The sequence below is a fragment of the Serratia plymuthica genome (assembly GCF_018336935.1).
GTDB classification, from domain to species: domain Bacteria; phylum Pseudomonadota; class Gammaproteobacteria; order Enterobacterales; family Enterobacteriaceae; genus Serratia; species Serratia plymuthica_B.
Window position 1 is genome coordinate 3,055,894 of record NZ_CP068771.1, and the last position, 13,739, is coordinate 3,069,632.

Annotated in this window: 13 protein-coding genes; 9 read left to right on the plus strand and 4 right to left on the minus strand. The window is 61.1% G+C overall.

What is annotated here, in order from left to right; all coding sequences use genetic code 11:
* Positions 1–9 precede the first annotated feature (9 nt).
* The 9 genes from paaF to JK621_RS14255 all read left to right on the plus strand — a co-directional run bounded on the left by paaF (position 10) and on the right by JK621_RS14255 (position 9,263).
* Positions 10–783 (plus strand): 2,3-dehydroadipyl-CoA hydratase PaaF, encoded by a 774-nt coding sequence (paaF, locus tag JK621_RS14215; protein WP_212556559.1) that lies wholly within the window; start codon positions 10–12, stop codon positions 781–783.
* Positions 784–786: 3 nt separating this feature from the next.
* Positions 787–1,578, plus strand: coding sequence for a 2-(1,2-epoxy-1,2-dihydrophenyl)acetyl-CoA isomerase PaaG (gene paaG, locus JK621_RS14220; protein ID WP_212556560.1), 792 nt, complete (start codon positions 787–789; stop codon positions 1,576–1,578).
* A gap of 2 nt (positions 1,579–1,580) precedes the next feature.
* A complete protein-coding gene (locus JK621_RS14225) occupies positions 1,581–3,101 on the plus strand; it encodes a 3-hydroxyacyl-CoA dehydrogenase (protein WP_212556561.1) in 1,521 nt (506 codons plus the stop codon).
* Complete coding sequence (gene paaI, locus JK621_RS14230) at positions 3,101–3,541, plus strand: hydroxyphenylacetyl-CoA thioesterase PaaI (RefSeq protein ID WP_212560203.1); 441 nt, start codon at positions 3,101–3,103, stop codon at positions 3,539–3,541. The genes JK621_RS14225 and paaI overlap by 1 nt, the downstream gene beginning before the upstream one ends.
* Complete coding sequence (pcaF, locus tag JK621_RS14235) at positions 3,538–4,743, plus strand: 3-oxoadipyl-CoA thiolase (RefSeq protein ID WP_212556562.1); 1,206 nt, start codon at positions 3,538–3,540, stop codon at positions 4,741–4,743. The genes paaI and pcaF overlap by 4 nt, the downstream gene beginning before the upstream one ends.
* Positions 4,744–4,759: 16 nt before the next feature.
* Complete coding sequence (paaK, locus tag JK621_RS14240; protein WP_212556563.1) at positions 4,760–6,067, plus strand: phenylacetate--CoA ligase PaaK; 1,308 nt, start codon at positions 4,760–4,762, stop codon at positions 6,065–6,067.
* A 78-nt stretch (positions 6,068–6,145) separates the two neighbouring features.
* A complete protein-coding gene (gene paaX / locus JK621_RS14245) occupies positions 6,146–7,090 on the plus strand; it encodes a phenylacetic acid degradation operon negative regulatory protein PaaX (protein ID WP_212556564.1) in 945 nt (314 codons plus the stop codon).
* Between the two features lie 2 nt (positions 7,091–7,092).
* Entirely contained in the window at positions 7,093–7,689 is a 597-nt protein-coding gene (gene paaY / locus JK621_RS14250; RefSeq protein ID WP_004946353.1) for a phenylacetic acid degradation protein PaaY, read from the plus strand.
* An 80-nt stretch (positions 7,690–7,769) separates the two neighbouring features.
* Complete coding sequence (locus JK621_RS14255) at positions 7,770–9,263, plus strand: PLP-dependent aminotransferase family protein (protein ID WP_212556565.1); 1,494 nt, start codon at positions 7,770–7,772, stop codon at positions 9,261–9,263.
* 39 nt (positions 9,264–9,302) lie between these two features.
* Here JK621_RS14255 and JK621_RS14260 read toward each other — a convergent pair whose 3' ends face one another.
* The 4 genes from JK621_RS14260 to JK621_RS14275 form a co-directional block, all read right to left on the minus strand.
* Positions 9,303–10,265, minus strand: coding sequence for a GlxA family transcriptional regulator (locus JK621_RS14260; RefSeq protein WP_212556566.1), 963 nt, complete (start codon positions 10,263–10,265; stop codon positions 9,303–9,305).
* A 104-nt stretch (positions 10,266–10,369) separates the two neighbouring features.
* The gene (locus JK621_RS14265) at positions 10,370–11,146 is read right to left on the minus strand and encodes an MBL fold metallo-hydrolase (protein ID WP_212556567.1); all 777 of its coding nucleotides are present in this window, start codon (positions 11,144–11,146) and stop codon (positions 10,370–10,372) included.
* A 186-nt stretch (positions 11,147–11,332) separates the two neighbouring features.
* A complete protein-coding gene (locus JK621_RS14270; RefSeq protein WP_212556568.1) occupies positions 11,333–12,241 on the minus strand; it encodes a DMT family transporter in 909 nt (302 codons plus the stop codon).
* Positions 12,242–12,335: 94 nt separating this feature from the next.
* Positions 12,336–13,736 (minus strand): amino acid permease, encoded by a 1,401-nt coding sequence (locus JK621_RS14275; protein ID WP_212556569.1) that lies wholly within the window; start codon positions 13,734–13,736, stop codon positions 12,336–12,338.
* Positions 13,737–13,739 lie beyond the last annotated feature (3 nt).

Here is a 13,739-nt window from a genome sequence, read left to right on the forward strand (position 1 = left end):
GAGCTGGTAATGGAAACCCCTTTGATCCTGCAGCAACAGCGGCAGCGCGTGGTGACCTTGACGCTGCATCGCCCGGAGGCGCGCAACGCCCTGAGCACACCCTGCCTGGAACAGCTGGTGTATCGGCTGGAACAGGCCGATGCCGACGCAAGCGTGGGCGCAGTGGTGATAACCGGTGCGGCGAGTTTCTTTGCCGCAGGTGCCGATCTGCGGGAACTGCAACAGCAGGACTTGCCCGCCGCACTGGCGGATCGCCGTCCGTTGTTGTGGCAGCGGCTGGCGCAGTTCAGCAAACCGCTGCTGGCGGCGGTGAACGGCTATGCGCTAGGCGCCGGCTGCGAACTGGCGCTGGCCTGCGACATCGTGGTCTGCGGCGAAAGCGCCCGCTTTGGCCTGCCGGAAATCACCCTCGGCCTGATGCCGGGAGCGGGCGGTACTCAACGCTTGATTCGCTGCGTCGGGAAATCCCTGGCCGGCCAGATGGTGTTGACCGGCGAAGCCATCAACGCCGCCCGCGCGCTGCAAGCCGGCTTGGTCAGTGAAGTGTGCGTCGACGCGCTGACGCTGGAACGCGCTGAGCAGATCGCCGAACGTATCAGCTTACAGGCCCCGCTGGCTCTGCGTGCCGCCAAACAGGCGCTGAAACAGGCGGAAGAAGTCGGCCTCAGCCAGGGGCTGGCCTTTGAGCGCCAGCATTTTGTCGCGCTGGCCGCCACCGACGATCGCCGTGAAGGCATCACCGCCTTCTTCGAAAAACGTACGCCAAACTATCAGGGGCGCTGATTTATGGATAACGTATTGATTCTCACCCACCTCGATGCCGGGGTGCTGACCTTGACCCTCAACCGGCCGGACCGGCTGAACAGCTTTAACGACGAGATGCACCGCCAGCTCAGCGAGGCACTGACCCGGGCCGAACGTGACGACGAGGTACGCTGCTTGTTGATCACCGGTGCCGGGCGCGGTTTTTGCGCCGGGCAAGACCTGAACGATCGTAACGTCAGCGTGGAGCAACAGGCGCCAGACCTCGGCCTGTCGGTCGAACGTTTTTATAACCCGCTGATCCGCCGCCTGACCGCATTGCCCAAACCGATACTGTGCGCCGTCAACGGTGTGGCGGCGGGTGCAGGGGCCGCGCTGGCGCTGGCCTGCGATATCGTGATCGCCGCCGACAACGCCAGTTTTATCCAGTCGTTCTGCCGCCTGGGGCTGGTGCCGGACTCCGGCGGTAGCTGGTTTCTGCCGCGTCTGGCGGGCCATGCCCGCGCCATGGGCATGGCGCTGCTGGGCGATAAGGTCAGCGCACAACAGGCGCTGGAATGGGGCATGATCTGGCAGGTGGTGGCGGCAGGCGAATTGGCCGACCATACCCAAACGCTGGCGCGGCATCTGGCCACCCAGCCAACCTACGGGCTGGGGCTGATTAAAAAAGCCCTCTACAGTTCGGCGACCAACAGCCTCGATCAACAGCTCGATCTGGAGCGCGATCTTCAGCGTCTCGGCGGCCGCAGCGACGATTATCGCGAAGGCGTCAGCGCCTTCTTCGCCAAACGCACGCCCAATTTCAGCGGGAAATAATCATGAGCCGGTCGAACTTCAACGGAACCGTGGCGGTGATTGGCGCGGGCACCATGGGCATCGGCATTGCCCAGGTGGCGGCCCATGCCGGGCATCAGGTGAAACTGTTCGATATCGCCGCGACCGCGGCCCAAAACGCGCTGAGCGCCCTGGGCATGAGGTTGCGGCGGCGCGTTGCGGCCGGCAAGGCCGACGCCGAGGCCACCGAAGCGTTGCTGACACGCATCCAGCCGGTGGATACGCTTGATCAATTGGCGGACTGCTCGCTGGTGATAGAAGCGGTAGCGGAAAAGCTGGCGATCAAACAAAGCCTGTTTCGGGAGCTGGAAGCCCTGTGCTCGCCCGCCGCGTTGTTCGCCAGCAATACCTCGTCGCTGTCGATTACCGCCATCGGCGGCGCGCTGCAGCATCCGCAGCGCCTGGCCGGGCTGCACTTCTTTAACCCGGCTCCGCTGATGAAGCTGGTGGAGATCGTCAGCGGGCTGGACACCAGCGCCGACACCCTCGCCACCCTGCAAACGCTGGCCCGGCAATGGGGCAAACAGAGCGTGCTGTGCCGCTCCACGCCGGGGTTTATCGTTAACCGCGTGGCGCGGCCTTTTTACGCCGAAACCCTGCGTGCGCTGGAAGAACGGGTAGCCGACATCGCTACACTCGATGCGGTGATGCGCGATGCCGGCGGTTTTGCCATGGGGCCGCTGCAACTGACCGATCTGATTGGCCAGGATATTAATTACGCCGTCACCGAGTCGGTGTTTCAGGCCTTTTTCCAGGACTCGCGCTTTGCGCCGTCGCTGGTACAGCAAGAGCTGGTGGCCGCCGGGCGTCTGGGCCGCAAAAGCGGCCGTGGTTTTTACCGTTATGACGGCGAGCCAGCGTCGCCGCCCCCCCTCTGCCTGCCCCTCTCGCAGGCCGAGCCGCCACGCAGCGTCCAACTGCACGGCGACGACGCGGGCGTGGCCTTTTTAGCCGGATTGCTGACGGGAAATGCGGAGACGATCATACAACCTGGCCAGACCAGCGCCTTTGCCCGGATCGACGAAGTTATATTTATGTTAACAAATGGTAAAACAGCCAGCCAGATTGCCGAAGAAACAGGAACCCCCGTGGTGCTGTTTGATCTGTCCGCCAATTATTCGCAAGCCCCCTGCGTCGCCATCAGTTGCGCAACGCAAAACGACGCACAACACAACGATAAGGTGGTGCGCCTGCTGCAATCGTTCGGTAAGCAGGTGATTTTACTGCCGGACTACCCTGGCCTGTTGGTGATGCGGACCCTGGCCATGCTGGCCAACGAGGCGCTCGACGTGGTGAACAAAGGCGTCGCCAGCGCCGAAGATACCGATAGCGCACTGCGTTGCGGCGTCAACTACCCGCGCGGCCCGCTGGAATGGGGGGCTGCACTCGGCTGGCGGCAAATCCTCGCCACGCTGGAAAACCTGCATCGCTACTATGGCGAACCGCGCTACCGGCCAATGCCGTTGCTGCGCCACTACGCATCCCTCTATTCAGGAGCCGAATGATGAACGCCAATACGCCCCATGCGCTGGCGCAGCGCTGCGTCGAACAGATGTTTCAACAAGATGCCTGCGCGCAGGCGATGGGTATGCAGGTAGATGAAATCGACGCCGGTTTCGCCAGGGTCAGCATGACCGTCGGCCCGCAGATGCTTAACGGCCACCAAACCTGCCACGGCGGCCAACTGTTCAGCCTGGCCGATACCGCCTTCGCCTATGCCTGCAACAGCCAAGGGCTGGCGGCGGTGGCATCCGGTTGCAGCATCGATTTTATCCGCCCGGCGCTGGCGGGCGATCGTCTCACCGCCAGCGCCGAGCTGCGGCATCAGGGCAAAACCACCGGGCTGTATGACGTCGAAATAGTCAACCAACGGGGCAAAACCGTCGCCTGGTTCCGTGGCCGCGCACACCGCCTCGGCCAGCCCCTTTTAGAGGAGCAACCATGAGTCAGGCATTTATTTGCGACGGCGTCCGCACGCCGATTGGCCGCTATGGCGGCGCGTTGTCCGGCGTGCGCGCCGACGATTTGGCCGCATTGCCGCTGCGTGCCCTGCTGGAGCGCCATCCCCAGGCAGACTGGTCGCTGCTGGACGACGTGATCCTCGGCTGCGCCAATCAGGCCGGGGAAGACAACCGCAACCTGGCGCGCATGGCCGGGCTGCTGGCGGGCGTGCCGGTCACGGTTTCAGGCACCACCGTCAACCGCCTGTGCGGCTCGGGGTTGGACGCGCTGGCGATGGCGGCGCGCAGCATCAAGGCAGGCGAAGCCGGGTTGGTGCTGGCCGGCGGCGCGGAATCCATGACCCGCGCTCCGCTGGTGATGGGCAAGGCCGACAGCGCCTTCAGCCGCCAGGCGCAGCTGTATGACACCACCCTGGGCTGGCGCTTTGTCAACCCGCAGATGCAGGCAGAGTACGGCACTGACTCCATGCCGGAAACCGCCGAAAACGTCGCGGCGCAGTTCAATATCAGCCGCGCCGATCAGGACGCCTTTGCGTTGCGCAGCCAGCAGCGCGCCGCCCGTGCGCAAGCATCGGGAATATTGGCGCAGGAGATCGTGCCGGTCAGTCTCCCCGGCAAAAAAGGCGCGATGACGCTGTTTAGCCAGGACGAGCACCCGCGTGCCGATACCCGGCTGGAACAATTGCAGGCGCTGAAAACCCCGTTCCGCCAGCCCGGAACCGTGACCGCCGGTAACGCCTCCGGCTTGAATGACGGCGCAGCGGCACTGATTGTCGCCTCCGAAGCCATGGCCGTTCGCCAGGGGTTAACGCCACGCGCGCGCATTGTCGCCACCGCCACCTGCGGCGTTGAGCCGCGCCTGATGGGCATTGGCCCTTTGCCGGCCACCCGCAAGGTGCTGGAAATCGCCGGGCTGAGCCTGGCGCAAATGGATGTTATCGAACTGAACGAGGCGTTTGCCGCACAGGCGCTGGCGGTGCTGCGCCAGCTTGGCCTGCCCGACGACGCCCCACAGGTGAACCCCAACGGCGGCGCGATTGCCCTTGGGCATCCGCTGGGCATGAGCGGCGCGCGTCTGGCGCTGGCCGCCCTGTTTGAACTGGAACGGCGCTCCGGCCGCTACGCGCTTTGCACCCTGTGCATCGGCGTCGGCCAGGGTATTGCTATGATCATTGAACGGGTATGACTCTCCGAGGCTAACTATGACAACCCCTACACGGCCACTCGACACCATTGAGTTCGCCTCGCGCGATGAAATAGAAGCGCTGCAGCTGGAACGCCTGAAATGGACGCTGCACCACGCCTACAACAACGTGCCGATGTATAAACGCAAGTTCGATCGGGCAGGCGTACATCCTGACGACCTCAGGCAACTTAGCGATATAAGCCGCTTCCCCTACACCACCAAGCAGGATCTGCGCGACAACTACCCGTTCGACACCTTCGCCGTTCCGATGGAACAGGTAGTGCGCATCCATGCCTCGTCGGGCACCACCGGCAGGCCAACGGTGGTCGGTTATACCCAACGGGATATCGATAACTGGGCCGATATCGTCGCCCGCAGCCTGCGCGCCGCCGGAGCCACCGCCAAAGATAAGGTACATGTGGCCTACGGCTACGGCCTGTTCACCGGCGGTCTGGGTGCCCATTACGGCGCAGAGCGGCTCGGGGCGACGGTGATCCCGGTCTCCGGCGGGCAAACCGAAAGGCAGGCGCAGCTGATCCTCGACTTCAAACCCGATGTCATCATGGTGACGCCGTCTTATTGCCTGACGCTGATCGACGAACTGGAGCGCAAAATGGGCGGCGATGCCCGCAGCTGTTCGCTGCGCCTCGGGGTGTTCGGCGCCGAACCCTGGACCGAGGCATTGCGCCACGAGATTGAGTCCCGTCTGGGCATCAAGGCGCTGGATATTTATGGCCTGTCCGAAGTGATGGGGCCGGGCGTTGCGATGGAGTGCCTGGAAAGCGGCGGCGGCCCGACCATCTGGGAAGACCACTTCCTGCCTGAGATCATCTGCCCCGAGAGCGGCGAAGTCCTGCTGGACGGCCAGCACGGCGAACTGGTGTTCACCACCCTGACCAAAGAGGCGCTGCCGGTGATCCGCTACCGCACCCGCGACCTCACCCGCCTGCTGCCGGGCGATGCGCGCCAGATGCGGCGCATGGGGAAAATCACCGGCCGTTCGGACGACATGCTGATCATTCGCGGCGTCAACGTGTTCCCGTCGCAGGTGGAAGAGCAGATTATGCAGTTCGAACAGCTGTCGCCGCACTACCAACTGCAGGTCAGCCGCAGCGGGCATCTGGATACCCTGGCGGTGCGCGTTGAGCTGAAAGAGTCGGCGCTCAATCTCAGCCATCAGCAGCGCTGCGAGATCTGCCACCAGTTGCGCCACCATATCAAATCGATTATCGGCGTCAGCACCGACGTCAGCATCGCCAACTGCGGCGACATTCCGCGTTCGGAAGGCAAGGCCCAGCGCGTGGTCGATCTGCGGCCGCGCTAATTCAGCCGGCGTCACGGATGACGCCTCAATAAACTGTGTTAATGTTGTGTCTCATCGACGGCTAACCCATGGAAAACTATGGAACATAAACTGGATGAGTTTATCCGCCATGCTGTAGACGCCCAGCCGATCAGCGGCACTTCACTGATTATCTCCCTGTATGGCGATGCGCTCAGCCATCGCGGTGGCGAAGTGTGGCTCGGCAGTCTGAGCGCGCTGCTGGAGGCGCTGGGTTTCGGCGATCGCTTCGTGCGCACCTCGGTGTTTCGCCTGCAAAAAGAGGGCTGGCTGGCGGTGGAAAAAATCGGCCGTCGCAGCTTCTATCGGGTGACCGATCAGGGCATGCGCCAGTTCCGCCACGCCGAGTCGAAAATCTATCTCAGCGAACCGCCGGCCTGGGACGGCAAGTGGGATTTATTGCTGCTGGAAAGCGCGGACAAAAACGAGCGAGCGCGGCTGAAAAAAGAGCTGGGCTGGCTGGGTTTCGGCCAGATCGCCAACAACCTGATGGCGGCCCCCACCCACGCGCAAACCGACGTGACGGCGCTGCTCGGCGAGCTTGATGCAGGCGAGCAGGTTATCTACTTCCGCGCCGACTACCCGTACAACCGTTCCGAGCAAACCCTGCAACAGTTGGTGGCCACCTGCTGGTCGCTGGCTGACGTGGCTGCGGGTTATCACGAGTTTATCGTCTCTTTCCGCCCGCTGATGCAACTGCTGCGCGAGGCCGACGACGCGCTGCTGACGCCCCAGCGTTGCTTCCAGATTAAGCTATTATTGATCCACTTCTTCCGGCGCGTGGCGCTGAAAGACCCGCTGTTGCCGGACGCCCTGCTGCCGGCGCAGTGGGAGGGGCAGATCGCCCGCAATTTGTGCATCAACATTTATCAGCGGGTAGACCGCGCCGCGACCGACTATGTCAGCGCGCTGGCGGAAACCACTATCGGCGCCCTGCCCGCCCCGGCAGCAGGCTATTACCGGCGCTTCGGCGGCCTGCCGCGCGATACTCTCAAGGAGATTTAGCTATGCCCGTGTATCAGATTGACGGCCTGACGCCGGTGGTAGACCCGAGCAGCTATGTGCACCCGACGGCGGTGCTGATTGGCGACGTGATTATCGGCAAGCAAGTTTACATCGGCCCGAACGCCAGCCTGCGCGGCGATTTTGGCCGGCTGGTTATCTGCGACGGCGCCAACATTCAGGACAATTGCGTGATGCACGGCTTTCCGCAGCAGGACACCGTCGTCGAGGAAGACGGCCATATCGGCCACGGCGCAATCCTGCACGGTTGCCGCATCCGTCGCAACGCCATGGTCGGCATGAACGCGGTGATCATGGACGGCGCAGAGATTGGCGAGAACAGCATCGTCGGCGCAATGGCTTTCGTGAAGGCGGCGGCGGTGATTGAGGCCAACAAACTGGTGGTCGGCAGCCCGGCGCGGGTACTGCGCGACCTGACCGAACAGGAGCTGGCGTGGAAAGTGACCGGCACGCGTGAATATCATGACCTGGTGCTGCGCTGCAAATCCACGCTGAACGAGGTCGAACCGCTGGCCGAAGTGGAGCCAGGCCGCCAGCGCCTGAGCTTTGGCGATCACCTGCTGCCAAAAAACCGACTTTAACCGGGCGCGCTACCGCATTCCGTTCAAAAGTGGTTTACAGTTAACACCCTGTATCACCACTGACTCCTGGACCGGAATCCATGCCAAGAACCGCCAAAACCGTTGAAATCCCTGCCATCGGCGAACTTGACCGCAACGCGGGGCAGCTCAGTGTCCAGCTTGCCCAGGCGCTGCGGGCCGCCATTCATAAAGGCGAGCTGAAAGCGGGCGATCTGCTGCCCTCGACGCGGGTGCTGTCGGGCGCATTGCAGCTTGCCAGAGGAACGGTGCTGGCCGCCTTTGAGCAGCTAACCGCCGAAGGTTTTCTGGAAGCGCTGCCCGGTTCGGGCACCCGCGTGGCGATGGCGCTCAACCGCAAAACCCCGCCGCCGGCTAAAAAACCGCAGATCTGCGACATTCCCCTGACCGCCCAGGCGCAGGCGTTGGCGCAATTCTCCGCCCAACGGGCGCCTCTGCCGCCAGTCCCTTTCACCGTCTCGGTACCGATCAATGATACTGCCCCCGATGACGTCTGGCGCCGGCTCGGCAACCGGATCCGCGCCCGGGGGCCTGGCGCCCCATCAGGCTATGGCGACCCTCTTGGCGAGTTGCCGCTGCGCAAAGCGATCTGCGAATATGTGCGAAAATCGCGTTCGGTGCTCTGTACGCCAGAACAGGTGATCATCACCTCCGGCACCCAGCAAGGGCTTTATCTCGCCACGCAAATAGTGCTGGACGCCGGCGATGCCGCCTGGGTCGAGGACCCTGCCTATCGCGGTATTACCGCTATCTTTGACAACCTGCTCCGGGACCGGCAGATGGCGCGGGTGCCGGTTGACGACCAAGGTATCGACGTGGCGGCGGGCCGAAGAATGGCGCCACGGGCCAGGGCCGCGTTTGTCACCCCGTCTCACCAGTATCCGCTGTGCATGCCGATGAGCATGTCGCGCAGGCTTGAGCTGCTGGCCTGGGCGAAAGAGCAAAAAGCCTGGATTGTCGAAGACGATTACGACAGTGAAATGCGCTACGCCGGTCACCCTTTTCCCTCTCTGCAAGGGTTGGATCCCGCCAGAGTCATTTACCTCGGCACCTTCAGCAAAATCCTGTTCCCGTCATTGCGACTGGGTTACGCCATTGTCCCCGAACCGCTGCTGGCTGCCTTCTGCGGCGCGCGAGTGCTGATGGACCGCCACCCGCCTACCGCCGACCAGCACGTACTGGCCAGCTTTATGGCGCAGGGGCATCTGGATCGCCATATCCGCAGAATGCGCGGCGTCTATGCGGAAAAGCGGCGCGTGCTGACCGATGCCGTCAATGCGCATATTTCGCCGCATCTGGCTGCCTTGCTCCCCAGTGATCAGGGGATGCACCGGGTATTGTGGTTGAAAGCGGGGTTGGACGACCGACAGGTGGCCGCCGGCGCCGCCGAGGCAGGCGTGGCGGTCAGCGCGCTGTCGCCGATGTACGCCCCCGGCAGCGGAAAAAGCGGGTTGATCCTGGGGCTGGGAGGTTACGACGACGAGGCTATTCACCGCGCCGCCCAAAAGTTGAATCAGGTACTGGTGTCGATAGCGGCCTCCGAGCTTCAGGCTTAAAAGGGCTGCATTGAAAGGTAATGTAACCCTGCCACTGGCTCATTTCTCTTTTCGTGTACCGCGAAACACCCGACGCCATTCGCTGGGGCTAATATCGAACCGCGACCGAAAGCGCTGACGGAAGGAAACCGGTGACTGAAAACCCGACAATTCCGCCACGGTCTCTACGCTGTGATCGGTACTTTCAAGCAGTTCCTGACTGCGATCCAGCCGTTCGGCATTTAGCCACTCACCGACGGGGATACCGGTGGCTTTGATAAAATGGCGGGTAAAGGTACGCCGGCTCATATTGACAAATCCCGCCAGCGAATCGAGGTCGTGGGGTTTATCGAGATTGCAACGCAAATAATCCAGCAGTTCGTTGATTTTGTTATCGCGTGTGGTTTCCGGTACCGGACGTTCAATATATTGAGCCTGCCCCCCTTCTCGGTAAGGAGGGGTTACCATGCGTCTGGCCACTCGGTTAGCCAGCGTGCTGCCGTAATGTTTACGAACAATGTACAGGCAACAGTCTATTCCCGCCGCGGTGCCGGCCGAGGTAATAAGACGATCGTCATGGGTATAAAGCGCATTGCTATCCAGATGCACTGCGGGAAAACGGCGGGTAAAGTCCCGTTCAAATTCCCAGTGGGTTGCCGCACGACGATGATCCAGCAACCCCGCGTAGGCCAGTACGTAAGTACCCAGACACAGACCCACAACGTCTGCGCCGCGCCGCCACGCGGCGACCAGAGAGGCAAGCAAGGCTTCGGAAGGTTTGCTTTCTGGGTTGTTCCAGAACGGAACAACGACAATATCCGCCGAATCGAGCGCCTCCAGCCCTTCACCAACGTTGATTGATACCCCAATATCAGAATGCACTACGCCAGGATGCTCCGCACAAATATGCAGATCAAACAGCCCCGGCTCCGGCATTGCCTGACTAAAAATGATGCAGGGTACCGAAAAATGGAACGGGCTAACACCATGGGTGGCAATGACAGCGACGGAAAGTACAGACATAGATTAGGTTCTCGTTTCTCGTCGGCCTATTTTTGTTTACCGGTACACCGCGCCCCCTTTTTAGCACCAAAGGGCGTTGTGCGGTTACTGGGCCGAGAATGTTATCAAAACGTACAGGTTTCACCGTCTGCCGGGATCAGCACGCTGTCCTGGATACCTTTTTCAATGGCATACTCGCGCAGTTCATCACGACTAAGAATACAGTGGTTAATGGCTTCCATGTGAGAGGCTACGATCATAGCCTGCGGCATAAGCTCATGCGTGCGCAGCACATCTTCTTTACCCATAATAATCGCGCCGAACCCGTCAACCTGAGCAAAACCGGCATTTAACACCACCACATCAGGCTTCCAGGCGCTCAGGCTGTCCACGTAAGGCTTAACCCAGACGGTATCGCCTGCAATATATAACGTTTTTTCATCGGCGTGCTTGAATACCAGACCACATGCATCACCCAGCCGAGCAGCGATATCGGGATTAGCATAAGCCTCATCGCTTCCGTGCTGACCGCCAGTTTTGATAATGGTCATGCCCGCAAACTCATTGCTGTCTTCAAGAACGCGCACATTACTGAAACCCTGAGCGCGGATCAATTCGGCATCGCTGTCGTTTTGAGTCAGGATGAGGCTATCTTTTGCCACTTTATCCTGTGCGGCTTTATCCCAGTGATCCAAATGAGTATGGGTCACAATGATGGCATCGACATCCAGCAGTGCGTCAATCGATAGCGGCAGCGCCACCAGAGGATTACGCAGATGGGAACGCGCCGTACCGGCAAAACCGTCCCAAGCCTCTTTGTCAGACAGCATAGGGTCAATCAGAAATTTAGTACCGGCGTATTCAAGCAACAGCGTGGCGTTGCGAATTTGGGTCAGTTTCATGCTTTCAGCTCCGAATCGGGGTCGTCTCAACGGGTCGAATGCAGGTTGCTCGGCAATCAAGCAGTCTGCTGTAGGTGAGAAGCCAGTATAGGGAGCACCTGAAAAGAAGGTGAGTAGCCCGAAGGCCAAATAGCGATGAAATCGGGTCAACCCTCTCGTCCGACATGGGGCATGAGTCAGCCGGGTTTAGCGCGAAAAACGCCTGGCGCCGAACACGCAAATCACGACGCCGGCCATCACTGCAATCATCGCCGGCTGGACGGTTTCGTGCAGTAGCAGCCCCGCCAACGCCAGGCCAAAGAATGGCTGCAGCAGTTGCAGTTGCCCCACCGCGGCAATCCCCCCCTGCGCCAGGCCGCGATACCAGAAAATAAAACCTATCCACATGCTGAACAGCGAAATATAACCCAGCGAAAACCAGGCCCCGGCGCTCACCCCTGTCCAGGCTGTCGGCGCCGCCCAGGCCGCGACTGCCGCCGCCAACGGCAACGCGATCACCAGCGCCCAGGAGATCACCTGCCAGCCGCCAAGCCGGCGGGACAGCACCGCACCTTCCGCATAGCCCAATCCGCAAAGCAGCACCGCAACCACCATCAGCACGTCACCTGCCCAGGAACCGCCCGTTCCCTGGCTCAGCGCGAAAGCGCCAACCAACAGACCGCCTGCCAGCGAAAAGACCCAGAAGGCCGCCCTCGGGCGCTCCCCGCCGCGCAAAACGCCAAAACAGGCCGTCGCCAGCGGCAGCAGGCCAATGTAAACCAGCGAATGCGCCGAGGTGGTGTATTGCAAGGCTAACGCCGTCAGCAGCGGAAAACCGATCACCACCCCGACGGCGACAAAAATCAGCGGCGCGATATCAGCGCGCCGGGGCCAACGCTGGCGCATCGACAGCAATGCGCTCAGCGCCAACAACGCGGCAATCGTCGCCCTCATCGCCGTCAGGAATACCGGATCAAACTCCTGCACCGCCACCCGGGTGGCGGGCAAGGAACCGCTGAAAATCAACATCCCCAAAAAGCCGTTAATCCAACCCTGCGCCGAACGCGTGGCACCCACGCCAACGTTGACTCCGGTTTTTGCTGTCTGACTTGCCATTCCAATAAGGCTCCACACGCTTCAAAGAAGAGCCATTCTCCGGATAAAGTGGTTTGCTTCCAGAGCCACATAGACACATTTTCAGCAGACCGGTTTACTCCGCGCCCGTCGTTTCCACCCCGACCGGCGTGGGCTGGTGGCGGCTATAGAAGAAATAGGCCGCCACCAGCAGCAGGGTAAACGGAATGCCAAACCACAGCGTCATTTTGAAAAATTCGGTGAACGCGGTGGAGATCAGCAACGCGGCCATCAAACCGGCCCCCGCCAGCGTAGTGTAGGGGAAGCCCCACATGCGGAATTTCAGGTGGGTTTTGCGGTGCTGACGGCGGAAAAACAGATGGGTGACAAAGATCATCAACCAGGTAAAGCAGGCGCCATACACCGAGATCGACATCATGGCGGCGAAGGATTTTTCCGGATAAACCAGGCTCAGCACGATCGACACCACAATGCCGATACAGGACATTGCCAACGCGCTCACCGGTATGCCGCGTTGGCTGACGCGGCCCAACGCAGCGGGAGCCTGCCCGGCGCGGGAAAGCGAAAACATCATGCGGGTGGTGATGTATAGCTGGCTGTTCATCGCCGACAGCGCGGCCACCAGTACGATGAAGTTGAAGATACCGGCGGCGGCGGGCAGATGGATCACGTTCATCGCCACCAGGAACGGGCTTTCGCCGGTACCGGACTGCCGCCAGGGTACGATCGCCAGCATCAGCGCAATCGACAGCATGTAAAAGATAAACAGCCGCAAAATGGTGCCTTTGAAGGCGGTTTTGACCGCAATCACCGGGTTTTTGGCCTCACCGGCGGCCACCGCAATCATCTCAATGCTCAGGTAACTGAAAATGGAGACGATCACCGCGAACCACATGCCTTTAACGCCAAAGGGGAAGAAGCCGCCGCCGTCGGTAAAGTTTTTAACGCCAAAGGCCGGGTTGGCGGAAAAGGCCAAGATGCCGATGCCAATGGCGATAAAGGCCGCAATCGCCACCACCTTGATGGTCGACAGCGCATACTCCACCTGGCCGAACGACTTGACGCCAATCACATTGATGGCGATCACCGCCGCAGAAAACAGCAGCACCCAGGGCCAGATTGGCGTGCCGGGGAACCAGAACTGCATGTACATGCCGATGGCGGTGACTTCGGTGCCTACCGCCAGCACCACGCAAGACCAATAGGAATAGCGCACCAAAAAACCGAACAGCGGGCTGATATAAAACTCGGCGTAGTCGCCAAAAGAACCGGGCGTCGGGTGTTCGGAGGTCATCTCCGCCAGGCATCCCATCAGCAATAAGGCCACCACGCCACCGATAAAATAGCTCAGCAACACGCTGGGGCCGGCCATTTGTATGGCGTAGGCGCTGCCGAGAAACAGCCCGGTGCCGATCGCGCCGCCTATCGCCAGCATCGACATCTGCCCGGCGGTGAGCTGCTTTTTCAACCCGCCCTGCCGCCGGGCTATTTCGTCAAAACCTTTCATCTCTTTCATGGC

Bases quoted from the DNA above. Each gene is read 5' to 3' on its own strand.
- paaF (WP_212556559.1), top strand. From the start codon at position 10: ATGGAAACCCCTTTGATCCTGCAGCAACAGCGGCAGCGCGTGGTGACC.
- pcaF (WP_212556562.1), top strand. From the start codon at position 3,538: ATGAGTCAGGCATTTATTTGCGACGGCGTCCGCACGCCGATTGGCCGC.
- JK621_RS14270 (WP_212556568.1), bottom strand. From the start codon at position 12,241: ATGGCAAGTCAGACAGCAAAAACCGGAGTCAACGTTGGCGTGGGTGCC.
- JK621_RS14275 (WP_212556569.1), bottom strand. From the start codon at position 13,736: ATGAAAGAGATGAAAGGTTTTGACGAAATAGCCCGGCGGCAGGGCGGG.
- JK621_RS14255 (WP_212556565.1), top strand. From the start codon at position 7,770: ATGCCAAGAACCGCCAAAACCGTTGAAATCCCTGCCATCGGCGAACTT.
- paaY (WP_004946353.1), top strand. From the start codon at position 7,093: ATGCCCGTGTATCAGATTGACGGCCTGACGCCGGTGGTAGACCCGAGC.
- paaK (WP_212556563.1), top strand. From the start codon at position 4,760: ATGACAACCCCTACACGGCCACTCGACACCATTGAGTTCGCCTCGCGC.
- paaG (WP_212556560.1), top strand. From the start codon at position 787: ATGGATAACGTATTGATTCTCACCCACCTCGATGCCGGGGTGCTGACC.
- paaX (WP_212556564.1), top strand. From the start codon at position 6,146: ATGGAACATAAACTGGATGAGTTTATCCGCCATGCTGTAGACGCCCAG.
- JK621_RS14260 (WP_212556566.1), bottom strand. From the start codon at position 10,265: ATGTCTGTACTTTCCGTCGCTGTCATTGCCACCCATGGTGTTAGCCCG.
- JK621_RS14265 (WP_212556567.1), bottom strand. From the start codon at position 11,146: ATGAAACTGACCCAAATTCGCAACGCCACGCTGTTGCTTGAATACGCC.
- JK621_RS14225 (WP_212556561.1), top strand. From the start codon at position 1,581: ATGAGCCGGTCGAACTTCAACGGAACCGTGGCGGTGATTGGCGCGGGC.
- paaI (WP_212560203.1), top strand. From the start codon at position 3,101: ATGAACGCCAATACGCCCCATGCGCTGGCGCAGCGCTGCGTCGAACAG.